Origin of the sequence: Psychrobacillus antarcticus (assembly GCF_029533155.1) — a bacterium.
Taxonomy (GTDB): Bacteria; Bacillota; Bacilli; order Bacillales_A; family Planococcaceae; genus Psychrobacillus; species Psychrobacillus antarcticus.
Window position 1 is genome coordinate 37,356 of record NZ_JAIZDB010000005.1, and the last position, 23,764, is coordinate 61,119.

26 protein-coding genes, 1 pseudogene and 1 riboswitch are annotated in these 23,764 nt (G+C 37.3%); of the genes and pseudogenes, 14 read left to right on the forward strand and 13 right to left on the reverse strand.

Translation table 11 applies throughout. The annotated features are described in order from the left end of the window. Window positions 1-48 precede the first annotated feature (48 nt). The 4 genes from liaF to LDK52_RS03605 all read left to right on the forward strand — a co-directional run bounded on the left by liaF (window position 49) and on the right by LDK52_RS03605 (window position 3,008). Window positions 49-750 (forward strand): cell wall-active antibiotics response protein LiaF, encoded by a 702-nt coding sequence (gene liaF, locus LDK52_RS03590; RefSeq protein WP_277584580.1) that lies wholly within the window; start codon window positions 49-51, stop codon window positions 748-750. Beyond that, window positions 747-1,835, forward strand: coding sequence for a sensor histidine kinase (locus LDK52_RS03595; protein WP_277584581.1), 1,089 nt, complete (start codon window positions 747-749; stop codon window positions 1,833-1,835). Before liaF ends, LDK52_RS03595 begins: the two co-directional genes overlap by 4 nt. Then, on the forward strand, window positions 1,810-2,451 hold the full coding sequence (locus LDK52_RS03600) for a response regulator transcription factor (protein ID WP_277584582.1): 642 nt from the start codon (window positions 1,810-1,812) through the stop codon (window positions 2,449-2,451). The genes LDK52_RS03595 and LDK52_RS03600 overlap by 26 nt, the downstream gene beginning before the upstream one ends. Window positions 2,452-2,729: 278 nt before the next feature. Next, window positions 2,730-3,008, forward strand: coding sequence for a hypothetical protein (locus LDK52_RS03605; RefSeq protein ID WP_277584583.1), 279 nt, complete (start codon window positions 2,730-2,732; stop codon window positions 3,006-3,008). A 20-nt stretch (window positions 3,009-3,028) separates the two neighbouring features. Here the strand turns inward: LDK52_RS03605 and LDK52_RS03610 are convergent, their stop codons facing one another. Together LDK52_RS03610 and LDK52_RS03615 are read right to left on the reverse strand one after the other, a co-directional pair. Further along, window positions 3,029-3,550, reverse strand: coding sequence for a P-loop NTPase family protein (locus tag LDK52_RS03610; RefSeq protein WP_277584584.1), 522 nt, complete (start codon window positions 3,548-3,550; stop codon window positions 3,029-3,031). A 2-nt stretch (window positions 3,551-3,552) separates the two neighbouring features. Beyond that, a complete protein-coding gene (locus tag LDK52_RS03615) occupies window positions 3,553-4,092 on the reverse strand; it encodes a DinB family protein (RefSeq protein ID WP_277584585.1) in 540 nt (179 codons plus the stop codon). Between the two features lie 94 nt (window positions 4,093-4,186). Between LDK52_RS03615 and LDK52_RS03620 the strand changes: the two genes are divergently transcribed. Continuing rightward, entirely contained in the window at window positions 4,187-5,026 is an 840-nt protein-coding gene (locus LDK52_RS03620; RefSeq protein ID WP_277584586.1) for a nuclease-related domain-containing protein, read from the forward strand. Window positions 5,027-5,205: 179 nt separating this feature from the next. Here the strand turns inward: LDK52_RS03620 and LDK52_RS03625 are convergent, their stop codons facing one another. Together LDK52_RS03625 and LDK52_RS03630 are read right to left on the reverse strand one after the other, a co-directional pair. Beyond that, on the reverse strand, window positions 5,206-7,365 hold the full coding sequence (locus LDK52_RS03625) for a histidine kinase dimerization/phospho-acceptor domain-containing protein (RefSeq protein WP_277584587.1): 2,160 nt from the start codon (window positions 7,363-7,365) through the stop codon (window positions 5,206-5,208). A 141-nt stretch (window positions 7,366-7,506) separates the two neighbouring features. Continuing rightward, complete coding sequence (locus LDK52_RS03630) at window positions 7,507-8,199, reverse strand: response regulator transcription factor (protein ID WP_277584588.1); 693 nt, start codon at window positions 8,197-8,199, stop codon at window positions 7,507-7,509. A 186-nt stretch (window positions 8,200-8,385) separates the two neighbouring features. Between LDK52_RS03630 and LDK52_RS03635 the strand changes: the two genes are divergently transcribed. Together LDK52_RS03635 and LDK52_RS03640 are read left to right on the forward strand one after the other, a co-directional pair. Next, entirely contained in the window at window positions 8,386-9,246 is an 861-nt protein-coding gene (locus tag LDK52_RS03635) for a BsuPI-related putative proteinase inhibitor (protein WP_277584589.1), read from the forward strand. An 87-nt stretch (window positions 9,247-9,333) separates the two neighbouring features. Continuing rightward, on the forward strand, window positions 9,334-9,681 hold the full coding sequence (locus tag LDK52_RS03640) for an ASCH domain-containing protein (protein WP_277584590.1): 348 nt from the start codon (window positions 9,334-9,336) through the stop codon (window positions 9,679-9,681). Between the two features lie 232 nt (window positions 9,682-9,913). Here LDK52_RS03640 and LDK52_RS03645 read toward each other — a convergent pair. After that, window positions 9,914-10,792 (reverse strand): annotated as a pseudogene (locus tag LDK52_RS03645) (amino acid permease); the annotation flags it as partial. Window positions 10,793-10,863: 71 nt separating this feature from the next. Between LDK52_RS03645 and LDK52_RS03650 the strand changes: the two are divergent. After that, entirely contained in the window at window positions 10,864-11,490 is a 627-nt protein-coding gene (locus tag LDK52_RS03650) for a LytTR family transcriptional regulator DNA-binding domain-containing protein (RefSeq protein ID WP_407081779.1), read from the forward strand. Window positions 11,491-11,806: 316 nt separating this feature from the next. Here LDK52_RS03650 and LDK52_RS20195 read toward each other — a convergent pair whose 3' ends face one another. The 4 genes from LDK52_RS20195 to LDK52_RS03665 all read right to left on the reverse strand — a co-directional run bounded on the left by LDK52_RS20195 (window position 11,807) and on the right by LDK52_RS03665 (window position 15,123). Then, window positions 11,807-12,046 carry a DUF6199 family natural product biosynthesis protein gene (locus tag LDK52_RS20195; RefSeq protein WP_479687884.1) on the reverse strand — a complete coding sequence of 80 codons (240 nt, stop codon included), beginning with the start codon at window positions 12,044-12,046 and terminating at the stop codon, window positions 11,807-11,809. A 193-nt stretch (window positions 12,047-12,239) separates the two neighbouring features. Continuing rightward, entirely contained in the window at window positions 12,240-13,568 is a 1,329-nt protein-coding gene (locus LDK52_RS03655; protein ID WP_277584592.1) for a DUF4652 domain-containing protein, read from the reverse strand. After that, window positions 13,561-14,085, reverse strand: a complete 525-nt coding sequence (locus LDK52_RS03660; RefSeq protein ID WP_277584593.1) for a sigma-70 family RNA polymerase sigma factor — start codon at window positions 14,083-14,085, stop codon at window positions 13,561-13,563. The genes LDK52_RS03655 and LDK52_RS03660 overlap by 8 nt, the downstream gene beginning before the upstream one ends. A gap of 141 nt (window positions 14,086-14,226) precedes the next feature. Beyond that, window positions 14,227-15,123 carry a DMT family transporter gene (locus tag LDK52_RS03665; protein WP_277584594.1) on the reverse strand — a complete coding sequence of 299 codons (897 nt, stop codon included), beginning with the start codon at window positions 15,121-15,123 and terminating at the stop codon, window positions 14,227-14,229. A gap of 100 nt (window positions 15,124-15,223) precedes the next feature. Here LDK52_RS03665 and LDK52_RS03670 point away from each other — a divergent pair, with 100 nt between their 5' ends. Next, window positions 15,224-15,454 carry a MerR family transcriptional regulator gene (locus LDK52_RS03670; protein WP_277584595.1) on the forward strand — a complete coding sequence of 77 codons (231 nt, stop codon included), beginning with the start codon at window positions 15,224-15,226 and terminating at the stop codon, window positions 15,452-15,454. A 168-nt stretch (window positions 15,455-15,622) separates the two neighbouring features. On the opposite strand, the gene LDK52_RS03675 is transcribed toward LDK52_RS03670, so the two are convergent. Further along, window positions 15,623-16,609, reverse strand: a complete 987-nt coding sequence (locus LDK52_RS03675; protein WP_277584596.1) for a homoserine dehydrogenase — start codon at window positions 16,607-16,609, stop codon at window positions 15,623-15,625. Window positions 16,610-16,742: 133 nt separating this feature from the next. Next, complete coding sequence (locus tag LDK52_RS03680; protein WP_277584597.1) at window positions 16,743-18,035, reverse strand: O-acetylhomoserine aminocarboxypropyltransferase/cysteine synthase family protein; 1,293 nt, start codon at window positions 18,033-18,035, stop codon at window positions 16,743-16,745. Between the two features lie 113 nt (window positions 18,036-18,148). After that, window positions 18,149-18,262, reverse strand: a riboswitch (SAM riboswitch). Window positions 18,263-18,420: 158 nt separating this feature from the next. On the opposite strand from LDK52_RS03680, the gene LDK52_RS03685 reads away from it, so the two are divergent. Both LDK52_RS03685 and LDK52_RS03690 read left to right on the forward strand, forming a co-directional pair. Continuing rightward, window positions 18,421-19,062 carry a glycerol-3-phosphate acyltransferase gene (locus LDK52_RS03685; protein WP_277584598.1) on the forward strand — a complete coding sequence of 214 codons (642 nt, stop codon included), beginning with the start codon at window positions 18,421-18,423 and terminating at the stop codon, window positions 19,060-19,062. A gap of 14 nt (window positions 19,063-19,076) precedes the next feature. Further along, window positions 19,077-19,664, forward strand: coding sequence for a YdcF family protein (locus tag LDK52_RS03690; protein WP_277584599.1), 588 nt, complete (start codon window positions 19,077-19,079; stop codon window positions 19,662-19,664). A gap of 81 nt (window positions 19,665-19,745) precedes the next feature. Here LDK52_RS03690 and LDK52_RS03695 read toward each other — a convergent pair whose 3' ends face one another. Together LDK52_RS03695 and LDK52_RS03700 are read right to left on the reverse strand one after the other, a co-directional pair. Next, a complete protein-coding gene (locus tag LDK52_RS03695) occupies window positions 19,746-20,090 on the reverse strand; it encodes a GIY-YIG nuclease family protein (RefSeq protein ID WP_277584600.1) in 345 nt (114 codons plus the stop codon). A 19-nt stretch (window positions 20,091-20,109) separates the two neighbouring features. Then, window positions 20,110-20,865, reverse strand: a complete 756-nt coding sequence (locus LDK52_RS03700) for a DUF2087 domain-containing protein (RefSeq protein WP_277584601.1) — start codon at window positions 20,863-20,865, stop codon at window positions 20,110-20,112. Between the two features lie 159 nt (window positions 20,866-21,024). Between LDK52_RS03700 and LDK52_RS03705 the strand changes: the two genes are divergently transcribed. From LDK52_RS03705 to LDK52_RS03715, 3 genes are all read left to right on the forward strand, one after another. Next, complete coding sequence (locus LDK52_RS03705) at window positions 21,025-22,722, forward strand: M3 family oligoendopeptidase (RefSeq protein WP_277584602.1); 1,698 nt, start codon at window positions 21,025-21,027, stop codon at window positions 22,720-22,722. Between the two features lie 13 nt (window positions 22,723-22,735). After that, a complete protein-coding gene (locus LDK52_RS03710; RefSeq protein ID WP_277584603.1) occupies window positions 22,736-23,149 on the forward strand; it encodes an RDD family protein in 414 nt (137 codons plus the stop codon). Between the two features lie 209 nt (window positions 23,150-23,358). Next, window positions 23,359-23,763 (forward strand): DoxX family protein, encoded by a 405-nt coding sequence (locus LDK52_RS03715; RefSeq protein ID WP_277584604.1) that lies wholly within the window; start codon window positions 23,359-23,361, stop codon window positions 23,761-23,763. Window position 23,764: the final 1 nt, after the last annotated feature.

Sequence of the window (23,764 nt, forward strand, 5' to 3'; positions counted from 1 at the left end):
TTTGCCTTCTCCTACTAATCCTAATGTGAAGAAGGAGGAATACTTATTATGAAAGAAAACCAAACAAACAGATTAGCGTTTATACTCATTTGTTTTGTTTTCCTTATGTTCATAGAGGCTACAATTTTTGGAAATGGCAGTATTGTATTAGTTCTTCTTGGCATCGGGATGATGTATTTTAGCACTCGAAAACGTATTCGATTTTTATTTTGGACCGGATTTACTCTTCTGATCATCGCTATTTTTTCTATGTGGAGTTTGCGACTTTTACTACTCGCTATTATGGGTTATATCCTGTATAAACTATGGAAAAATGAACCTATTCAAAAAGTGATTCGCCCATTTGACACGGTATATAAAGAAACTCCTAATAGTATTATTCAAAATAAGTTATTTTCTTCTCAAACAACTCCATTTAATTCGTATGAGTGGCAAGATGTTCATGTCCAAAGCTTTTATGGAGAACAAGTGATTGATGTAACACAAACGGTATTGCCAAAAGGCACATCCTTTATTTCCATTCGGCAGTCTCTCGGGAAAGTAACCATTTATGTACCATACGAAATTCCGGTAAGGCTACATTTCGCAACTATTATTGGAGAGGCGGAAATCTTTGGTCGTGGAGTACAGCGGCTATGGAACCAATCTGTCCTAGTAACAGATGGTTATTTAGAGGATGTCACGTATACCTCGGAGTTAGTCATTACTGTATCCACCTGGATTGGTGACATAGAGGTGATCCGCAAATGAAGATCATTTTCGGGCAAGGCCTCTCTATTTTCATCACTTTATTGTCACTGGCAGCAATTTTACTTTATGCACTATGGGGTTGGCCAAATGAAGATGCTTGGTGGTCCTTATTAGAAGTAAAATACGCGGAAGTTCCTTTTGGAGCTTGGATTATTATCATTCTGGCCATTATGAGTTTTAGTTTTTCATTGAACACATTACAAAAGGTTCGAGATCAGGAAAAGAAGATTGATATTAGCCTGCGTCCTTTGCTTGAGGCAGAAACATTTGTACCAGCAAAGAAAAAGTATAGCTACTCAAAGCGTCTACATGTTACAACAAATCAATTAGAACAACTTATTATGACACAAAGGAAGACATTACAACGCATAACGAATGAAAAGGCAGAGGCACAAGATCAGGTTATTCAGGAGCGAATCGTTCAAGAAAGACAGCGACTTGCGAGAGAGCTCCATGATTCTGTATCCCAGCAATTGTTTGCTGCATCCATGCTTCTTTCCGCTATGGTAGAAATAGAGGAAACACAGCATGAAAAAGTCCCCAAAACATTGTTGCAAGCCGAAAAAATTGTACAGCAGGCCCAATTAGAAATGCGCGCATTATTACTACATCTCCGTCCGGCAGCCCTTCATGACCAAACACTAAAGGAAGGTTTAGAAGAGTTACTTATGGAATTACAAGATAAGGTATTTTTCACGATTCGTTATCGCCTGGAAGACGTTCCTTTGTCAAAAGGGGCCGAGGATCATTTATTCCGAATTGCACAAGAAACGTTATCCAATACTCTACGACATGCAAAAGCTACGGAAGTTGATATATTATTCGTTGAACGAGATAATCTTGCTATTTTCCGGGTGCAGGATAACGGTGTCGGATTTGAACAGGTCGATTCCAAAAACGGCTCATATGGGTTACAAAGTGTACAGGAACGAGCAGTTGAAATCGGCGCTACATGTAAAATTGTTTCCGTTCCCTCTCAAGGTACAATAGTCGAAGTGAAACTACCAATTGAGATAATAGATATTGAAACAATCCAGATGGAGAAAGGAGAGTTAGAAAATGATTCGAATCTTATTAGCGGATGACCATGAAATGGTGCGTATCGGTGTTTCCGCATACTTGCAGGCACAACCCGATATGGAAGTAGTCGCTGAGGCGATTAATGGCAAAGAAGCGGTGGATTTGGCCCTTAAGCATAAACCAGATATTATTTTAATGGATATGGTTATGCCAATTATGAATGGTGCTGAGGCAACACGTGAAATTGTTAAACAATGGCCAGAAGCGAAAGTAATGATAGTCACTAGCTTTATAGATGATGACAAGGTGTATCCAGCACTCGAAGCTGGAGCTATCAGTTATTTGTTAAAAACGTCAAAAGCCTCTCATATCGCAGACTCCATTCGCAAAACATTAAATGGTGATGCCGTATTAGAGCCTGAAGTAACAAATAAAATGATGAAGCGTATGCGTCAAGGCTCGGACCATGCTCTCCATGAAGATTTAACAGACCGAGAGCATGAAGTACTACTACTTATGGCAGAAGGCAAAACAAATCAAGATATAGCTGACACTCTCTTTATAGCATTGAAAACAGCCAAAACACATGTCAGCAATATTTTATCGAAGCTCGAAGTAAGTGATCGTACACAAGCCGTGATTTATGCATTTGAACATAAAATGGTTCCCGCTAAAAAATAACTTATTCGTTCCCGTCAACATATGCTAACAAGAAAAGTGCAAGCACTTATGTCAGTCCTGACAACGTTCTTCTGCGACGAGCTTTTCGCAGGAGCAAGCGCTGGAAGAATTTCACGTAAAGGCCGTCCTTTGCTGAAGGGAAGTCAGTCTAAATTCGTGACGTCGTGTCACAACGACTAACTGACCCGCATCGTGAGGTCTCGAAATTCTGAAGCGACCCGAGGGGCTAGGCGCTGGACAATAAAGATAAAAAGATAGCATAAAGGATGTTAGTGCGCATGAACCCACTAGACCCTGTTGAGCCGGAGAATGAGGAAACGACTAACCTTGCCGACAAGGTTGGATTTTTAGGTACTGTTATTGTAACAATTGGATACATTATTGAAACCATAGGTGAAGGCATCGCCCTTGCCGAACTGGAAAAGGAAGAAAAGAATGTCCAACAAAATAAGCAAGAAAATCAGCAGCAATTATCCGATATACAAAGTAAATTGGACTATTTAATAAAAGAAATAGAGACGTTGAAAAAAAAGGATGACCATTTTAGAAGATGGTGATCCTTTTATGTTGAACTCCTTTAACCAGCCGCTTCTTCCACCGAGAGCTGTTGCAACCAATTTTCGACATCTTCATTTGTATGAAGGCAATGTACTTTTACACCGTAGACTTCAAATTTTTCCAAGAATAAAGGTTTCATTTGTTCCTCGAAGTATGTATTCCATCCAAACATCTTCCGAAATATAGTAAAGGTCGGTTTATAGTTTACCTTTTCTATTTTTAGAATCTGACGAATGTATCGCCCAATTATGCGCCATGTTCTTTTATTCACAGGAATGTCTAAGAAAACAATTTCGTTGGCAGCTAATAATGCCTTGTCTGTCCAATCGATATGAACACCTTCTATGACCCACTCTTCCAGTTTTACTGCATCATTAAATAATTGGTTTCTGACTTCAATTTCATTTCGATTGTCACCTGTTGGTTTATGGTTCCATACAAAATTATCCGTTTCGAAATGTGGTATATGGAGGTTAGCTGCAACTTGACGAGCAAGTGTAGTTTTACCACTTCCCACCGATCCTACAATGTAAATTTTCATCGTTACTCCTTACTCGTAGCATGATTCAATGCGTGGATAATTCCTGCATGCACCCCTTCATGCCAAACCATAAATTGTACCAGTGCCTCTACTGTCTTCATTTCGTGGAGGTTACCTATGGACTTTGACTCTATTAAAGTATTTGATAGTTTGTTGCCTAGTACCGCTTTTATCCGTTCCGTTTGTTCCTGCAAAGCACTTATTAGTTCCTCCGATGTTGGAGGTTCCAGAGCCCAATCATTTGGTTTTGTTCCACGGTCAAATAGTGGGACCCATTCCGGATATACAACTTCATAGGAAGGAATTGCCTGTTGCGTTAGCATCTCTGTATTCACGTAAATATGACCTACATTCCAGCGAATCGTATTATTGAAACCAGGTGGTTGTGTATCCCATGCGACTTCGTTTACTTGGCTAATTCTCCCTAATGTATAAATTCTAGCAAAATTCAATTGATTTAACGTTTCCATATTTCCATCCCCTTTGTTATATGTTTGTAAAAATGGTATTTTCAATGAAAAGGAGGAATGTATCATCGACATACCACGTAAACCACCAAAATCGATTCTAATCTACAAGTGGATCTTGCAACGCTTACCTAACTATCACCCTATGTATCTAGAGATAGAGTAACGAATGAAAGCAACTGAATCCGGGTTTCACGGAGAATGCTATGTGGACAATCTCCTCAAGCAGGTGGACTTCCCTAGAAACTATGCCATCCTCAAAGACCTTCACATCCAAGTCGATTCCAACCGCTATCTCCAGATGGACACGGTTATTCTCACAAAGAAATATATAGCCCTGTTAGAAATAAAAAACATTCGTGGCAAAATCGCCTTCCAAAGAAATCCTGACCAACTTATACGTGAGTTTGACGGAGAAATTACCTCCTTTAAATGCCCCGAGCAGCAAATAATCCGACAAACGAAAAGACTCCAGTTACTACTACAGGAATTCAAAATAAATCTCCCAATAAAAAAACTCATTGTTCTTGCATATAGCAAAACGCATGTAGTACTCCCCCCAAAATATACCACAATTGTCATGGGTTGCGACATCTCCATCTATATCGATGAATATAATCAGTTACCCGATGTGCTATCAACAACGGAATTTAATCAGTTATCGAGAGAGCTCGTCTCCAAATCATTTGAATTTATCCCAACTCCCATAGCACAAACTTATCCGGTGAACCTATCTGATGTAAAAACTGGTCTGATCTGTCCTTCATGCTCCAAGAAGACGCGCGGTCAATTGAAATGTAGCATGTGCAAAACACTTAAACTTGTTATGCAGAACCAAGCAGTGGAAGACTGGTTTTATCTAGTGAAAAGCTCCATTTCGAACAGTGAATGTGTCCACTTTCTTGAGCTGAAGGACAAGTATGCCGGAAACTATTTGTTAAATAAGTTACCACTACACCCAGTCAGCAACCATAAATCACGGCATTACATTTTATCATGCGACCGCTAATTATTGGCGGTTGTTTTTGTTTAGGAAATTTTTACTATTCCAACTAACATGCTCATTATTCCAACTAAGCCATTCAAAATTCCAACTAGAGCCTCTTTCCAACTCAACTGCCCAAAATTCCAACTAACGCACTTTTCCACGGCAAAAGAGAGAAACCCCACTGGGATTTCTCTCTTTTTTTATACTATTACTGCAATTTTCACGGTTACTTTGAACAGATCTCCGTCTACTTCCATTCGTAAGCTACCTCCGTGTAAATCCACTATGGATTGTGCGATGGCAAGGCCTAGTCCGGAACCTTCTGTATGACGAGATGTGTCTGTTCGTTTGAATCGCTCAGCTAATTCATTCACATCGTTGCCTAACTCATACTTCGCTATATTTTTGATGACGAAAACGGCTTCTCCGTTGATTTGATCCAAATTGATATATACTCGAGTATTCGGTAGGGCATACTTCAGTGTATTGATGATGAGGTTATCCAGGACTCTCCACCACTTTTGTCCATCTACAAATGACATGATTGGTTTTGTACCAATGGCTACACGATAATCTAATCCTGATTTATCAATGTCTTCCTGATGCTCAGCGATTGCTTGCTGCAGTAGTTGGGTTAAATCCACTTTTCGTTTATCTAATTCGATATTTCCTGTCGCCATTTTAGAAACTTCAAACAAGTCTTCAATTAGCGTTTTCAAACGCATCGACTTTTTATCCAAAATCGCAATATAGGATGATCGCTCTTCATCCGTAATGCTTGGATTTTTTAACAAATCGGTATACGTAATGATGGATGTTAAAGGTGTACGCAGATCATGACTAACGTTTGTGATAAGCTCTGTTTTCAAGCGTTCACTTTTTGCTTGCTCAGAGTGCGATGATTTAATCCGATCACGAAGTCCGTTTAAGCTAGCCGCATGCTCAGCAATTGGCGACTTCCCTCTCACTTCGATTTCATTGCCAATAACGCCTCTTGCCATTTCTTCGGTTTTCATAATAATCCGGTTCAAGTATGACATTCTAGACAATAAAAACACGAGTACTGGTATACCGATTAAAACCGTTGCTGGAATCCATACGATTAGCGCAATTGGTTGAATTAATGTCAGCAACGTGCCAAATCCCCAAAAGAAAATGACTATAAGCATGATCAATGTTTGTACCCCAATAGTGCGTTTCAAGAAAAAGCCTTCTAATGATTTAATCCAACTATAAACTAGACTACCTTTCCAGTCGATTGTCCCAAGGCCCGTACGCAACCATTTCCATTGATACAGCGTTAATGCTGTAAAAATAACTGCAAAAATAAACGTATATACTTGCATGTCATAGTCACTATATATGACAAACCCTACCAAAAACCTCGTGGTAGTAACAACCAATAAAATACTAAGAAGAAATGATACTAATTTCACATCAATTGGCAACTTACGAAACTTTTCTTCCCAACTCCCATGTCGAAAAGTTTCGCTATTTTTTCTCCACAATAAAGTAAATGCTATCGCTGCTAAAATTCCCACTACGAGTATTCCATAAAACTTGCGTTGGCTTGTTATAAAGTATTTATATTCATTAGCTCTATGCCCGCTTAAAATACTAGATTCCGGAATAGCAATGGTCCCTTCAAATCGTGCAAATGGGTTTCCCATTATATCAGTGACTAACGAGCTATTATCTACATTCTGATAGACAGTACGTTCTTTTAAGTAACCATATCTACCGGAGTACTCTTTTTTGAATACGTTTTTCGAACTCGTTTCTCCGTTTGAATAATGCTCTTTTGTTTCGACATTCACTAAGTCATATACAAAGTCCTCTTTTTGACTTAATAGATCATTTTTTGCATGTTCAATAGATTTGTAATAAGCATCGACCTGTGCTTCTTTTTCTGCGCGAATCTTTTTTTCTACGTAGCTATCATCTGAGAAGTTTTTCGTAATATCTTCTATCTTTTTATCACGTTCTGCAATTGATACTTGTTCTGTTACCGTAGCTGTTTCTGTTGTAGTCTCACCTGTTTCTGATGTAGCTGTATTTCCTTCATATTGATTTCTGATCGAAACTAATTGGCTTTGGAGGTCTCCGTAACGATATCGGTATTCCTCTATTTCCTCTAGCGTTACCGTAATTTTTTTCTTTACCTCTTCTTTATCTGGTACTGCTAAAACTACTGGTACGATAGACGTTTCAAATTCAGCAAGCTGCCAACTAAAATCATCACTATCGAAATAGTTTGTACCAATAAATTTTCTACCTTGGTCTGTTAGTGTAAATAGTGAACATACTGTGAGTACTACCAATACACTTAGTAAGATATTTCTTCCTATTGAATGCTTCACCCAGCTACTCCCCCTTTCATATTTCGGATGATTTCTGCAAAATTCTCTCTGATTTCTACTAAAGGTACTAAGTTGGTTATACAATAAAACAAACATAGTGTTCCACAGACAATTGCTACTATGGATAAAAGAAAACTCATTTTACTTGTCGATTTTATAGCCAACTCCCCACACCACCTTTAAATATCTAGGATTTTTAGGATCTGTTTCTATTTTTTCTCGAATTTTTCGGATATGAACGGCTACTATATTTTCCGCGTTATAGGCTGGTTCTTTCCAAACTCGTTCGTATATTTCATTGATGGAAAAAACGCGTCCCGCATTAGCCATCAGTAGCTCTGTAATTTTAAATTCAATTGGCGTTAGTTTAACAGACTCCCCCTCTACAGAAAGGTCCTTCGCCTCTTTATTCAAAATTAGTCCATCGATTTCAATCACTTGCTGCTGCCCTTGATAGTTCCCTAACTTCGTATATCTTCTCAGCTGTGACTTCACACGTGCGACCAATTCCATCGGATGAAAAGGCTTCGTCACATAATCATCTGCGCCAACAGATAGCCCGTGAATTTTATCGGAGTCCTCTGCTTTTGCACTTAGCATAATAATCGGGATATTTTTTTGCTCTCTAATTTTAAATGTTGCGGATATTCCATCCATTTTCGGCATCATTATATCTAACACGATGACGTGAACTTCGTTTTCTTCTATTAACTGCAATGCTTCTAGCCCATCTGCAGCTTTTAAAACCCGATAGCCTTCATTTTTCAAATAAATTTCGATACCATCTCGAATATCTTGGTCATCATCTGTTACAAGTACTGTAAACTCTGTCATTTACTTACCTCCTCGGCCCGCTCGGTGCGGTTTTTATATCCTTATCGCTCTTATGTTACTTATTGTACCCCTCATTCCTTAACATTCCAGTAGGGAAAATATGAAGAAATTCTTAAGAAAAAGGATTTTGCTAAAATGTAACTTTCTGCGTGTTGAACTGTCTAATGATGTAAAGGAGTGATTAAGTTGAAAAAAGTAATCTGGAGTGCATTTTCCATCTTCATTATTTTAATGCTCGCAAGTTGCGGAACAAATAATTCAGATACTACTACGGGAAACGATCCAGAACCTCAGGAAGATAAAAATGTCACAACTAAATTAGAAGTTAAAGAGGATGGTAATGCTTCATTTACGATAAAAAATGAAACAGCAGAAGAAACCACTTTAACGTATCCAAGTGGCCAGGAAATAGAATACCAGCTTTTAGACGAGGAAGATAATATCGTATTCACTTATTCTGCTAATAAAGTATTTATCCTGAAAATTTCTGAAAAAGTGCTCCAACCTAACGAAGAAATTGTTATACTTCTTGATTTACAAACAGAATTGGTAGGAGTACCTGCTGGTTCTTACAAGCTTGTAGCTTGGTCAACTGCGGAAGAATTGAGTGAGCAGAAACAAGAGGAAGCATATGAATGGATGGGAAATGAAATAGCGGGAGAAAGTAATGAAACAATTACTGTCTATAGAGGAGACGCAAATGCGGAATTTGTTGAACCATATGAAGTAACTATTGATCCTACCGAGGATTTAGTCCCTCAAATATTCGAAGAAATTATGGTGCTTGAGGTAGGGTTAATTGATTATCGTTTGGAGAACAATAACACGGAGCTCTTCTTGAATATGGATAGTGGATTAGATAATGTACAAGGAAGTGCAGGGGAAAATATATTCATTGGGACAATTGTTCGTTCTTATTTTGAAAACTTTCCAGATTTAGAGGAAATATATTTTGAAGAAGAAGGTAATTCTCCAGTTGAACTTGCACATATAGTGGTGACGGACCCATTCACGCGAGATAAGGTCTACACTAATCCTAATAACTAAAAAAGTGCTATTCTAACCATAGTCTGCAAGTTGTTATACATGTACACTTGTTAGAAGTAGTAAAATTTTAAACAAGGTGGACTGCAGATGACAAATCACGAAGAAACAAATTTACCTCCAAAGACTTGTTCCGTTGAAAGATTAGTAACAATGGAATCAGATGTTGTTTTAGTATTACAAGGAAAAAAAACTGCTACACGACGTAATGGTCGCTATGCAGATGTAGGCGAAATGATGGAGCTCCAAGGACATTCCTTCGTTGTAGACCGAGTATATGTTCAAACACTTGGTGATTTGACAGATGCACATGCAAAACAAGAAGGCTTTGAATCAGTAGAAGATTATAAACAGTCAATTCTGTCTTATCATCCTGGTATGCCCTGGTTACCTCATATGACTGTATGGGTTCATGAATTTAGTCCTGTAAAAGGGTAAGAATTACTTCTCTGTGTTTAACACAGAGAAGCTTTTTTATTAGAAGGACCTGTAATACTGAGTAAAACTACAACCGTATTATATGGAGATATATGAAAGCCTCGCATATGTAATTCTCGGCAAATGCTACCTCCAGACCGACCCAATCCAATGACAGCAAATTGCTTATCCTATTTTGTCATTTCATCCACACCTCTCTCTACTTATCCAGTAAATACTTGTGAGGAAAAAATTATTTCTTAAAGTGATAAGGAACTGTAGTCACCACTACATCTCTACGGTAAAGTAAGATGGCCCTGATTAATAAACTCGATTGGTTGTGAAGAATATTATGCCACCCCTTTTTAGGAATAAATTGAGGAATCAAGACAGTTACACGATAGTCTGATTCATTCGCTTTATACTCCACAGAACTGATGAATTTTGCTAAAGGTTGAATAATACTTCTATATTGGGAATGTAATATTACCAGTCGAATGTTGGGCTGCCATTTATTCCACTTTTCTTCAAAAATACGTTCATCTTTTCTCTCGAAAGTCACATGTACTGCAATAATTTGAGCCGGATTAAGTGATTTTGCGTAGTTTAATGAGTTTTCTACTACATTTGTAATACCTGCTACTGGAACAATAATAACATTCCCTTTAATTGTTAATGCAGGTTCAGAGGTAGATATGCTTAATTGTTCACCTACGGCAACATAGTGTTTTTTAATTTTATGAAAACCCAAAATAAGTAAAGGTAAAAAAATTAGTACCATCCAAACCTTCCCAAACTTTGTAATAAAGAATATCATCATTACTGCAAAACTGATGAAAGCCCCAACAAAATTAGTTAATAATTTGATGACCCACCCCTTCGGCTTTTCTCTCATCCATTTAACCAACATACCAGTCTGAGATAAGGTAAATGGTATAAATACCCCGACAGCATATAGAGGGATAAGTTGTTCGGTTTGCCCTTGAAATACAATAATGAGAAGAATGGAAGTAATCCCTAAAGTAATGATTCCATTAGAATAACCTAATCTATCTCCTCTCATTTTAAACATACTAGGAATATATTTGTCGTTAGAAAGACTAAATGCTAAAAGTGGGAATGCTGAATATCCCTTCACAGATGGCTTCTGAGATTTTCGGACGTAACTATATGTATTATTTTATACAGGGAACGACCGCTATGATTCTTGTACTCGCAGCAAACACGGTTCCGAAAGAGGCTTCTATTGCTATAGCAGCCGGGGATCAGTATATATATTATCAAGCAAGGGGACATGATCTTCATATAAAAAAGGGACAAAAAATACAACCTAATAGTATTGCTGATCTAGTTTTACAAAACGGATGTAGAACAGAAGCTGTTCTGATGGACACATTATTTCAAGTACCTTATTACGGAATTGGTTATCCTATAGAGATTAATGGTGAGAAAGCTGCACTAGTTGTTATACTCCCCCCTCATCATGCAGTACCAATTACATCTCCATATAAGTTTTTGACTGGGAAGCAAGAGGATGAGTGGAAACCTATTCCAATCGAAAAAGTGTCTCATATAGAAAGTCTTCAAAAAAAGACCTGGTTCTATGCTAATAAGGAACCGTATAAAACAAGTATCCCCTTGAAGGATTTACAACTACGACTACCAGATAACTTTATACGTATCCATCGCTCTTATATTATAAATATTTCGTATATCGACCGGATTGTACGCGATTTTTCTTCTAATTTATTAGTACAGTTACTGGACGGCACTGAGTTACCTGTAAGTCAGTCTTATATTACGGATGTTCGTAGTGCTTTGGGTTTTTAAAACACGGAGAATAACCAATTTTTTCTAATTATGCTATAGTTTTAGATAAAGGAGGAGAGCACTATATGAGTAATTTAATTGCCCTTATTCCCATACTTATATTCTTGGTTTTTTGGGCCTTTATTATTTGGTTTGTAATATCGCTAGTTAAATCTAGTAATGAACGCAATGTGCTTTTGAGAGAGATTTCTAGAAAGCTAGACGGTATAAAGAACAAAGATTAGCACTTTAGGAGGGCATGACTCAAGTCATGCCCTCCTTTTTTGATGTAATTCAGTTATCATTCTCACCTATAGATAGCAATTATTCACATAAGCTATCCTTTAACATAGATAACTATTGAGATAAGGAAAATTAAGGCTATCACTACCAGACTAATTAAAGATGCAACTTTTGTGTATCGAATTGCACCTTCCGATAATTCAGGCTCTTCCTTGTACATCCAACGTTTTCCGAACAACAAACTTTCTTCGGGATAGAAATAACTCCAAATCAGTACTGCGTTTAACGGTATAAATAGTAGAAAATAAAAGATTATTTCAACGATGGTAGTCACCCCTCAAGATTAATTTGCACCCTATACGTTTTTCTTTTACTACCCCTTTATAAATAACTAAACCAACCAAAAGCATATGGCAGCAGATTTAAACTTTTGTGATACTAATATGACTGCAAAAACTACGCTACTATTTTTACGGAAGTATTTTCAAAAGGTTTCAATCTAATAATTATTATGGAAGTAATTTCACCTACTTTAATCCGGGAATAGGAAGTATCCCTTCCTCTACATGGCTTTCACTCTGTTCCATAATATCCGTATCATACACATGTTTCTTATAAGTGAATGTACCATCTCTGTTAACTTTAACAGACATAATCTCTTCTCTCAGTGATAGGTCTGTAATAACGGGAGTCACGATATTATCTTTAATGTCTAGCATATATAGCTTCCCACCCACTGTTACCATTCCATGTGCATAGCCTATAATGACGAACAATCTCTCATCATCAACCCACTCTACTTTCTTAGGAGTATATTGACTTTCCTTATTGTCTTTCAATTTAAAAATAGTAAATTTGTCTGTGTTCAAGTTTTCTATAACTAATATTCCTTCTCCTTCTTCCCCTGCCTGTTCGCCTTTTCCTTCAATTGTTACTTGCTGGTTGCCACTTGGTGAAGGCTGCCAGGGAGTATGAAAAGAAGGTTTAAAATCTTTTTCAATTTTCACTTCAAAATGAGCAGGGGTTATTAAATCTACTTTTTCTCCCGTTAATGTAAATGTAACTAAGTCGGTGGTAATCATCGGTTCGTATTCACCGCTTTCCTTGTTCAAAGAAGCTCCTTCTAATATCACTTCACCAAAACCTGGGGCATAGTATCCTCTCATCCGATAATCATCCTTTATGCTTTCGAGTATCAATACATTTGTAAATTCACCATAAGCCGTGGTCACCTGTCCTGAAGTATTCACAACAGTCCAGTCACCATACTCATCTCCTATTTCCAAAGGAGCTTCTAAAAAAAGCTCTCCTTCGGGAAGTCTGTTCAATTCCTCACTTGACCATTGCAATCGACCTGATCCATCAGCTACCATCTCTTCATAAACAACCTCAATCTGATTCCCCTTCAAGCGATAAATACGTTCTACACTTCCACCATCAGTACTAATAACCTGTTGGACATAATGATCACCTAACCAATATGTTTGAGTAGTGCTCCCACCATTTTCGTAACCACCTAAAAATACAGCTTCTGCACCATGAGGAGGAAGATATTTTTTTAATTCCTCGAAATAATCTCCTTTTTCTAAGACGATTTCAGTGTCCTCGTCTTCTGTTGGGACGACTAATCCTGGTTCTGTTAGTTGAACATTTTCATCTGTTAATTTGTAGGGTAATAAATATACGCTAAATGCGAGTAACCCGATAAATGTAACGAATATTCCATAGTACGCCCATCGTTCCTTATTTACGGTAGGTTTATTAGATTTTTTCAAGTTAACCTGCCGTTGAACCCGATGCACTCGTTCTGATGTATCACCCATTTTGGTGAGCAGTTGTTTTTTAATTTCATTCATGGATTAGCACCTCCCAATCATCCTCTTTCAAGTGAACCTTTAAAAGTGCTCGCGCTTTTCTGAGCCTTGTCTTGACTGTATTGTCTGGGATTGACAGTAGTTGAGAAATCTCTAAAACGGATAATTCTTCAAAGTAATAATAGATAGTAACTTCTCGATACTTTACTTGTAGTTGTAACACTGCATCTGCAAGTTCTAGTTTTTCATCCTCTTCTATGATTCGATTTCTACTCTTTATGGCAGGATGTATAAAGTTATTCGTTAACACTTGCTTACGATATCGCCAACTTTTTAAGTAATCTTTACATTTGTTAATCGTAATTCTTGCTAAATAAGTTTTTAATGAGGACCTCTCCTCAAATTGCTCAGATTTTTGATAATAGGTTAAAAAGACATCCTGTACAATATCCTCAGCAGCCGACCAATCTTTTATATATAAATAGGTAAGTTTTAATAAATAATCCGTATGCTCTTGCATAACCTGATGAAATTGTTGCCCTGCCATAAAACGATTCATCTCACTCTCCCCTAACCTTACCTTTAACTAATAGACGATACTCACTGACATCACGTTTTCAAATGTTAAAAACAATTTTTATGTACAAGAAAGGCTGCTCCGATTTATCTCGAAACAGCCTTTTGTATTTAATAAGTTCTATTAAACAGTTACTTTACCTTCTTTTTCAATTTTTTCGATAGCGGCTTTACCACTAAAAGTTAAAATAGCAATACTCCCAAGTAATAAACCTATCCCTACCCAAGATGTTGCACTAAGAATTTCCCCCACCACAACAACCCCAAGTAAGGCAGCGGTTGTCGGCTCTGCCAATGATAAAGTAAGCGCGGAAGAAGCAGGGATTTTACGAAGCCCCCAACCGTATAATACATAAGCAATGCTAGTTGTTGCTATGCCTAGATAAAATATGATTCCTATGTTTCCAGCATCCTTCAACCAACTTACGTCAAATATAAAAAAGAAAGGGGTTAACAATAACGCGCTAAGCGAGAAGGTCATTGCAACTACTGACATTGCCTCTTCTTTTTGCAACATAGATTTACTTGTCATTGTATATAATGCAAAAATAACACCAGCGACTAAGGAATACAAAATCCCTAATGGATTAATGCTCACTTCACCTTTTGTAACAAATAAAAACATACACCCAATAATGGCTAGTCCAGTGGAGATTCCCCAAATTTTCGTAGGGCGCATCTTTAAAAATATCCATTCAATCAACCCAGAAAATACTGGAGCACTTCCGATAGCAACCACACTCGCTATCGCTACCCCTGTCAAACGCACCGATGAAAAGAATAAGAGCTGAAACAATGAAATACAAATAGCGGCATAGAGTGTTTGTTTCCAAGGCCATGAACGGAATTTAATTTTTTTTAATAAAACCATAATGAGTAGAAGGAATAATCCCCCTGTTGCAGATCGTCCAGCACTAATGATAAATGGGTGTGCACTGTCTGGTAAGAATGTTTGTGCAGTGCCTGTTGTCCCCCACAAAATAGCACCAAGTAGAACAAATATGTATGGTAATACGGTCAATTTTTCTCCCTACCTTTCCACATCATCTAACTTCCAATATAGCACATATTGAGTTACCACCAATCGTATCTTATACTAATGAGGATAGGAGGCATTTTACATGTATATGACAGTAGAAGTAACTGCGAATTATTTATCAATGCCTATTGATCAAGTAAAACGATATATTTCAGAGAAGAAGATTCGTGCCATTTTTGATGGTGAAGAGTATTACGTAAATAGCGCCCAATTTGAAACACACTTATTGCAGATTGAGGACTTAAAGCGACAAATCGACGAATGGAGAAATACTCCGATTCCAGATGATATTGACGTAAAGGACGAAGATTAATACAAAGGAAAAGGACGCTCTCCAAATGAGGAGAATGTCCTTTTTTATTAAACAATATAAGTCGCTGTCGTATTTCTATATTGTCCAGCTTCAGCGCCTAGCCCCTAGAGTCGTTTCCATACGTTGTCGCCTTAGACTGTCTTCCAAAACATATGCGCTTACGCATTTTTATATCGTAATAAAGAATCCTGCTCTTTTGCCGATTATTTCTGCGTAATCCTCTACCATTACACTTGCCGTTGGATACATGCCTGCGCCTGGACCGACTAATGTTAATGTCCCAATATAATTTGTATCTAGTGCAACCGCATTGTTTACTCCCTCTATTGAGTATAGGGGATGATCTGGTCCTACAAGTTGCGGGCCAACCGAAGCGTATAGTTCTCCATTTTCGTCTTGCTCTATTGCTGCTACATGACGGTAACGTAGTCCCTGTTCCTTCGCTTTACGGACGTCTTCTAATGAGATTTCGTCAATACCAACTACTCGAACATCGTTCCAATTCGGCTGTTTTTTAAATGCTAATGCACTTAAAATCATTAGTTTGCGGAATGCATCTTGCCCAGATACGTCATTATATGGATCTGCTTCAGCATAACCAAGGTCCTGCGCCTCTTTTAATGCATCATCAAATTGACTTTCTTCCTGTCTCATTTGTGTCAAAATGTAGTTCGATGTACCGTTCAAGATACCTTGAATTCTTTTTACTGAGTTAACTTGTAATAAGTTTTTCAATGTCTTAATAACAGGAACTCCACCCGCCGTAGTTGCTTCATATCCTATAAATACTCCACGAGACTTCGCACGTTCATGCAATGGAATACTATACTTGGAGAACATCACTTTATTTGCTGTGATTACGTGACAGCCTTTATCAATCGCTCTACATAGGTAGTTATATGCTGGTTCCTCATTTACAATTGCCTCGAATACTACTTGAAGCCCAGGAATATTAATAATATCCTCGAAGTTATCCGTAACTAAAACACCTGGTGTAACCATTCTTTCTTTTCCAACGTTGTTTACGAGAATAGCACTAATTTCTAAGTCTAATCCTAAAGATTTTTTAAGATCTTCTCTTTTTTCGTTTACAATGTGGTAAATCCCTTGCCCGACTGTTCCGAAACCTAGGATTGCTGCTTTTATCGTCGCCATGCTATCTCCTCCAAATGAATTCACACAATTGAGTTCCAATTTTGCTACTATTAGTAAAATTCCTAATCGCAATAATATACGAAGAACTATTTTACATATTGTAGCCCATTATTACTCAATTATCAATAAAATTCTATCTAGAGAGGACACTTGTTTCCCCCACGAGTACTTTTTCGAGTGCAGCCTTTAAATCTTCGACTGCCTCAAGACCAACTGAGAGGCGTATTAAGTCTTCCGTAACACCTGATTTCACTAAGTCCTCTGGAGTTAACTGCTGATGTGTAGTAGATGCTGGGTGGATTATTAGTGATTTAGCATCGCCAACGTTTGCTACATGCGACCAAATTTCAATATTATCTATAATATTGCGACCTGCTTCTTTACCACCTTTTACTCCGAAAGTTAGGATGGAACCAAAACCATTTTGTAAGTATTTTTTTGCAAGCTCATGAGAAGGGTGACTTTCTAAACCTAAGTAGTTAACCCAAGTCACTTCTTCGTTACTTTCTAAGTACTCTGCGATTTTCTGTGCATTTTCATTGTGCTTTGGTATACGTAGATGAAGTGTTTCTAATCCTTGTAAAAACGAGAAAGCAGCTTCAGGACTTAAAGTTGGACCAAAATCACGAAGTAATTGAACGCGTAATTTCACTGCGAATGCTACGTTCGGAACATCTATTCCGTATCTTAAACCATGATAAGTCACATCTGGCTGTGTGAATCCAGGGAATTTCTCTGAATCCCAATTAAAGTTTCCTCCATCTACCACTACTCCACCAATAGTAGTACCATGACCGCCAATCCACTTAGTTGCCGAGTGAATTACCACATGTGCACCGTTTTGAATCGGATTTGAACCATATGGAGTAGCAAATGTGCTATCAACTAATAGTGGAACCCCTACTTCGTTAGCAATGGCCGCCACGTTTTCTACATCTAGAACATTTAAGCTTGGGTTTCCGATAATTTCACCAAAAAATGCTTTTGTTTTATCAGTTACAGCTGCTCGGAAATTTTCTGGATCTGTAGAATCTACAAACTTCACTGTAATACCATATCTCGGCAATGTATGAGCAAATAAATTGAATGTACCACCGTATAAATTTTCAGCAGCAATGATTTCATCCCCTGCTCCTGCAATGTTTAAAATAGAAAATGCGATAGCTGCCATCCCAGAAGAAAATGCAACCGCCGCTGTTCCACCTTCTAATAATGCAATTCGTTGTTCAAAAACATCCACAGTTGGATTCGTAATACGGGAATAAATATTACCTGTTTCCGCAAGAGCAAATAGATTTTGCGCATGCTCTGTATTTTTGAATACGAACGATGTTGTCTTGTGAATAGGGACTGCTCGTGAACCTGTCACTGGATCTGGTTGTTGGCCACCGTGTAAAAGTAGTGTTTCTTTTTGAAGATTTGTCATTTGAATTCCTCCTAGAATGTAGTTTAGATGGACACTTATGGAGGCGTGAGAGGATTAGAACAAACAAAAAACCCTCTTCAATTAAGAAGAGGGTGCGATTTCGCATGTTCCTCCTCTTATCTTCCAAATTCGTTTAGAATTTGTAGGATTTAGCACCTTTCCAAGTTGAGAACTTGTCGGTTGCCGGGCATCGTAGGGCCTATTCCCTCCGCCACTCTTGATAAGAGTATAAAATTTAGTTTTCCATCTTGTTACACAGTATAGAATTTTACCAATCTGTTTGTCAACACCTTTTTGAATAATTAAAAAACTATCCTCGTTAAAATTCTGAAACTTCTTAACTTTTCTTTCGTTTAATATATTGAAGTTAGTTGGAGGTGAGAAAATGATTGTTCCAATGATTACTATACTTGTTATTAGTTATCTAATAGGATCCATTCATGGTTCTAAAATAGCGCAGTCTCTTAGTGGCGTGAATATAAAAAAAGAAGGTTTAAAGAATTCTGGCGCTTCAAATGCCGCAGTTGTTTTAGGAGCAAAATACGGTGTATTAGTTGCAATTATTGATATTTTAAAAGGAGTTTTAATCGTAATCGGGACGCGTTTCTGGATTCTACAGTACGCGGACTTTTCATCGGTTGACCAGGATATACTTCTTTATGGTGCTAGTGCTGCTGTAATACTTGGTCATAATTTCCCTCTTTATACTAAATTTAAAGGTGGAAAAGGCACCGCAACCCTTATTGGAGTACTACTTGCTCTTAGCTGGCCGCTTGGTTTAATCGGACTTATATTATTAATAGGAACTGCATTATTAACGGACTATTTATTAATTGGCGTGTTTGTTTTTTACTTTGTTTTTCTCGGGGCTTCTATTTGGTTTGCGGAAGGAGTAGGACCAATGGCTATTGCCGGGTTTCTATTTTTGATGGCCGTTGTTTTACATATCGAAAACTTCCGTCGTTTAATGAGTCAAGAAGAGATGAGAATCTCCACTTTCTTAAGTAAGAAGAAACCATCTGTATGAAATGAGTGAATATCATGAAGAAGAAAATGAGGTGGATCGTGCTTATCCCATTAGTAGTGATTGTTTCTAGTGGAATTGGGATATGGGTTCTCACGAGTAATTGGCTTGAGAGTGGTCAAAATCCAAAAGCAGATGGCACCAATCAATATGCTATTGTGCTTGGTGCCAAAGTGAAAAAAGGGAATATTCCCTCCCTTTCTTTACAGTATAGATTGGATACGGCTCTTGCCTACGCCCAAAAATACCCCCATGTAAAATTCGTGCTTTCAGGTGGACAAGGACATGATGAAGATATCGAAGAGGCTGTCGTAATGAGAGATTTTCTGTTGGAGAATGGAATAGATGAAAGTAGGCTCATTTTAGAAAATAAATCCACTTCGACTTATGAAAATCTATTGTTATCTCAAGAATTATTACCTAGTGATATTGACTCCGTCACGCTTATTACAAGCGACTACCATTTACAACGTGCCAAAATACTAGCTAGCAAGCTAGGTTGGGAGTCGGACGTAGTGGCTGCTAAAACGCCAAAAGTTGTCGAATTCAAGGTTCGTACCCGAGAACGTGCTGCGTTGTTAAAGGCGTATATTTTAGGGAATTGATTATTACAAATAGATGGGTATCAAGTAATTATTGCGTTACTTTCTTGATACCCATCTTTTTACTAATCCATAAAATTCATTTTAGCTATGATATCCTTTTTCACCGTAAGGTTGTAGCTTTTCTAACCATTTCTCCAATAACTTTTCTAATTCTTTTTTGCCTACTCTACTTTCAGTTTCCTCTTTTTTAATAATCTCCATATGCTCTATGTCAAAATTATCTTTGCCGAACTGAGTCCAGTCCTTTTGCAGATTTTTATTTGAATGGAGTCCGTTTTCTAATGTAAATTTAACTCCATTCAACGTTTTAAAATTAGGTGTAGAAGCTACATACTTTTTACCGTTTCGTTTGTTTGTGATGACGTAAATTCCGCCCTCGATTTTAATTTCTTTATATTCTTGTTTTAATTCTTTTTTGCGATCCATTTATATTCCATCCTTCTATTTAGTTTTTCACCCAATACGCACTACCATCGTCTTGTCTGTCCAAAAATCCATACTCTATTAAGTAACGTCTTAATGTTACGAAATCCTCATAAGCATTCTTTAGTACATGATTTATTTCTTTCTCTGTGTAGGTTTTTCCTTTTTCAAATCTTTGGATCAGAACTCTTAAGGTTGCTAGTTTTTGCTTTTCTTTCCTAGGAAATTTCATAAGAGGTCCATCTATTCCATCTGGGAAGAATTTACTTTCGATATCTTTTTGTTCTTCTTGCGTGATGTTATACCGATCGTCCACCATCGTTGCAGTCTTATGAAGCGGTAAAAATGTCGGCGCATGATTATCTTGTGCCTTTAACAATTCCATCATCGCTAAAAACACTTTTGCTTGTCGCTCCTTTTCCTTTAATACGAAACGATGATTTCGAATCGTAGAAGAGCTTCCAATTCCTAGCTCTGTTTGTATTTCTGCATCACTTTTACCCTCATAAAAGAGGCGTAATAGGCTATTTTGATGATCGGTTAAGCCAGTAAATTTTTTGTTAAGCCCTATTAGATATTGAAAAACAGAGTCATGCTCCGTTTCAATATGATGCTTCATGAATTTTCCTGCTTCATATAACATATTATTCTTTGGATAAATGAATCCCTTTTCAACTTTAAATCCGCACATAATACATACATACATTTCGTCTTCTTCAACATAACCTGACTTTAACTGTTCTGAAGAGGCATTCCAAAGTAATTCCGACACTTCCATATACAAACACAACCAATCTTTGTTTATTAATATACAAACATTATATAATAACGTTTGTATATTATCAATATGTAAATATGTGGTTGCTATTTATCTGAAAATAAGAAACAATATAAATACGACGTTTCGGAAATCGAAACGATAGAGAGGGGAATTACAATGGTTACATTCAAGGATTATGAGTATAAACGGCCAAATTTAGAGCAAGACAAATCTACATTTCAGGGGTTATTAACAAAATTTCAGGAAGCCTCTTCAGTAGAAGAACAAAATGAAGCAATTGAGAATATCAATGCATTTCGCAATGATTATTCTACACACGCAAACTTAGTTTATATTCGTGCGTCTATTGATACGAATGATGAGTTCTATCAAAAAGAGCGTGATTATTTTGATGAAACAAATCCTGAAATAGAAGAAATGATTACGGAATATTACAAAGCATTGGTTGAATCTCCGTTTCGAGCTGAATTAGAAGATAAATGGGGCAACCAGCTTTTTGATTTGGCAGATTACCAGATTAAAGCATTTTCCCCTGAAATCATTTCTCTTATGCAAAAAGAAAACAAGCTTGCATCAGACTACTCAAAGTTAGTTGCCTCTGCACAAGTAGAATTTAATGGAGAGACACTAACACTTGCACAACTTGGGCCATATGCCGAATCAACTGATCGCGATACTCGTAAAAAAGCGAAAGAGACTAGTAGTGGTTTTTTCCATGGAAATGAAGCTAGATTTGATGAAATTTATGATGAACTAGTAAAAGTACGTCATGAAATCGCAACGATACTTGGATACAAGAACTTTGTAGAACTGGGCTATATTCGTATGAACCGTATTGATTACAATGCGGAGATGGTAAAAAAATTCCGTGATCAGGTCCGTGATTTTATCGTTCCTGTGGCGACTAAGCTTTATGAGCGACAAGCAAAACGCATAGGCGTAGACAGTCTGAAGTATTATGATGAGCCTTTTAACTTCTTAAGTGGGAACGCAACACCACAAGGTTCTCCGGAGTGGATTGTAGAAAACGGCAAGAAAATGTACGAGGAGCTCTCTCCTGAAACAGCTGAGTTCTTCCAGTTTATGATTGATCGTGATTTGATGGATTTAGTTGCGAAAAAAGGGAAAGAAGCTGGTGGTTATTGTACATTCATCGATAACTATGAATCTCCATATATCTTCTCTAATTTCAATGGAACATCAGGAGATATTGATGTATTAACGCATGAAGCAGGTCATGCTTTCCAAGTATATACAAGTCGTAACATAGGTATCCCAGAGTATGTTTGGCCGACTTTTGAGTCCTGTGAGATCCATTCGATGAGTATGGAATTCTTTACATGGCCTTGGATGGAATTATTCTTTAAAGAGCAAACCGACAAATATAAGTTTGCCCATTTAAGTAGCGGTCTTCTTTTCCTACCCTACGGAGTCGCAGTGGATGAATTCCAACATGCTGTTTATGAAAATCCGGAGATGACTCCCGCTGAGCGTAAGGCTACTTGGAAGAAGATAGAGGAAATTTATTTACCTCATCTTGATTACGATGGAAATAGTTATTACGAAGCTGGTGGGTTCTGGCAACGTCAAGCACATATTTATGCTAGTCCATTCTATTATATCGACTACACACTTGCTCAAATATGTGCATTCCAATTTTGGAAACGCTCAAGAGAGGATCACGAAGCTGCTTGGAAGGATTATTTATATCTTTGCCAACTTGGAGGATCGAAATCATTTACTAAATTAGTAGCAGAAGCGAATTTAATCTCTCCATTTGAGGATGGTTGTGTAGAATCAGTCATTGGTTCAATTGAGGAGTATTTAAATAGTGTGGATGACTCTGCATTATAGGTATTGAAAGGAGTTGGAGAATTTGAATCCAGCTGGTTTTTGGATAAGATTTGGTGCTAGTTTATTCGATGGCATTATCATGGCGGCGCCGCTAGCCATTATTAGTTATCTTATATTTGGGGAAAGTGATACATGGTTTACTACTATTGGGTCGTATATATATTTCATATTGCTACCTGTCGTTTGGACTGGATACACTGTAGGTAAGAGAATTCTTGGGATTCGTATTGTGAACTTAGATGAGACTGATGTTAGTTTTTGGACAATGATTAAACGACAATTAATCGCTGGTCTTATTTACGCGTTAACATTTGGCATTGGTGTTATTGTTAGTGCCTTTATGGTTGGCATTCGTGAAGATAAACGAGCAATTCATGATTTTATAGCAGGAACTTACGTAACTTTCTATCCACCTTGGAAAGAATAGTATTTAGAACAAGCATTCATTAGGATGCTTGTTTTTCTTTGATATTCCTTACATTTCTATAGCTTTCTTACTTGATGAGATTCTGATATATAAGCAGAAACTCATTTTTTTATCTCTTACATTACTTTTAGTAATCAAATATATTGTGTTTAGTTAATAACTATATTATATTAAGTTACGTTAAGTAACTTATATGGAGGATTTTTATTATGAAGAAGCAACAACTTGCAACACTTATTTTACGTGTCGTGTTTGGACTTATGTTCTTAATACACGGCATAGCAAAATTCCAAGGGGGGATTTCAAATACTGTTGGATATTTTGATTCTCTTGGTTTACCAGGATCTCTAGCATACGGAATTGCAATTATTGAATTAGTCGGTGGATTATTATTAATAATTGGGTTTGGAACACGTATCATTGGGGCTCTATTTGCGGTAATAATGCTAGGAGCAATTTTCTCAGCGAAACTATCATTAGGATTATTAGGCGATGGTGTATCAGCTGGATACGAATTAGAATTAGTTTTCTTAGGAATCGGTGTCTATTTTGTCTTAGCTGATCCGATTAATTTATCACTTGATGAAAAACTGTCACAAAAAAATAAATATTGAT

Coding starts and splice junctions, on each gene's coding strand:
- liaF (WP_277584580.1), top strand. CDS start 49: ATGAAAGAAAACCAAACAAACAGATTAGCGTTTATACTCATTTGTTTT.
- LDK52_RS03595 (WP_277584581.1), top strand. CDS start 747: ATGAAGATCATTTTCGGGCAAGGCCTCTCTATTTTCATCACTTTATTG.
- LDK52_RS03600 (WP_277584582.1), top strand. CDS start 1,810: ATGATTCGAATCTTATTAGCGGATGACCATGAAATGGTGCGTATCGGT.
- LDK52_RS03605 (WP_277584583.1), top strand. CDS start 2,730: ATGAACCCACTAGACCCTGTTGAGCCGGAGAATGAGGAAACGACTAAC.
- LDK52_RS03610 (WP_277584584.1), bottom strand. CDS start 3,550: ATGAAAATTTACATTGTAGGATCGGTGGGAAGTGGTAAAACTACACTT.
- LDK52_RS03615 (WP_277584585.1), bottom strand. CDS start 4,092: ATGTCGATGATACATTCCTCCTTTTCATTGAAAATACCATTTTTACAA.
- LDK52_RS03620 (WP_277584586.1), top strand. CDS start 4,187: ATGAAAGCAACTGAATCCGGGTTTCACGGAGAATGCTATGTGGACAAT.
- LDK52_RS03630 (WP_277584588.1), bottom strand. CDS start 8,199: ATGACAGAGTTTACAGTACTTGTAACAGATGATGACCAAGATATTCGA.
- LDK52_RS03640 (WP_277584590.1), top strand. CDS start 9,334: ATGACAAATCACGAAGAAACAAATTTACCTCCAAAGACTTGTTCCGTT.
- LDK52_RS03655 (WP_277584592.1), bottom strand. CDS start 13,568: ATGAATGAAATTAAAAAACAACTGCTCACCAAAATGGGTGATACATCA.
- LDK52_RS03660 (WP_277584593.1), bottom strand. CDS start 14,085: ATGAATCGTTTTATGGCAGGGCAACAATTTCATCAGGTTATGCAAGAG.
- LDK52_RS03670 (WP_277584595.1), top strand. CDS start 15,224: ATGTATATGACAGTAGAAGTAACTGCGAATTATTTATCAATGCCTATT.
- LDK52_RS03675 (WP_277584596.1), bottom strand. CDS start 16,609: ATGGCGACGATAAAAGCAGCAATCCTAGGTTTCGGAACAGTCGGGCAA.
- LDK52_RS03680 (WP_277584597.1), bottom strand. CDS start 18,035: ATGACAAATCTTCAAAAAGAAACACTACTTTTACACGGTGGCCAACAA.
- LDK52_RS03685 (WP_277584598.1), top strand. CDS start 18,421: ATGATTGTTCCAATGATTACTATACTTGTTATTAGTTATCTAATAGGA.
- LDK52_RS03690 (WP_277584599.1), top strand. CDS start 19,077: ATGAAGAAGAAAATGAGGTGGATCGTGCTTATCCCATTAGTAGTGATT.
- LDK52_RS03695 (WP_277584600.1), bottom strand. CDS start 20,090: ATGGATCGCAAAAAAGAATTAAAACAAGAATATAAAGAAATTAAAATC.
- LDK52_RS03700 (WP_277584601.1), bottom strand. CDS start 20,865: ATGGAAGTGTCGGAATTACTTTGGAATGCCTCTTCAGAACAGTTAAAG.
- LDK52_RS03705 (WP_277584602.1), top strand. CDS start 21,025: ATGGTTACATTCAAGGATTATGAGTATAAACGGCCAAATTTAGAGCAA.
- LDK52_RS03715 (WP_277584604.1), top strand. CDS start 23,359: ATGAAGAAGCAACAACTTGCAACACTTATTTTACGTGTCGTGTTTGGA.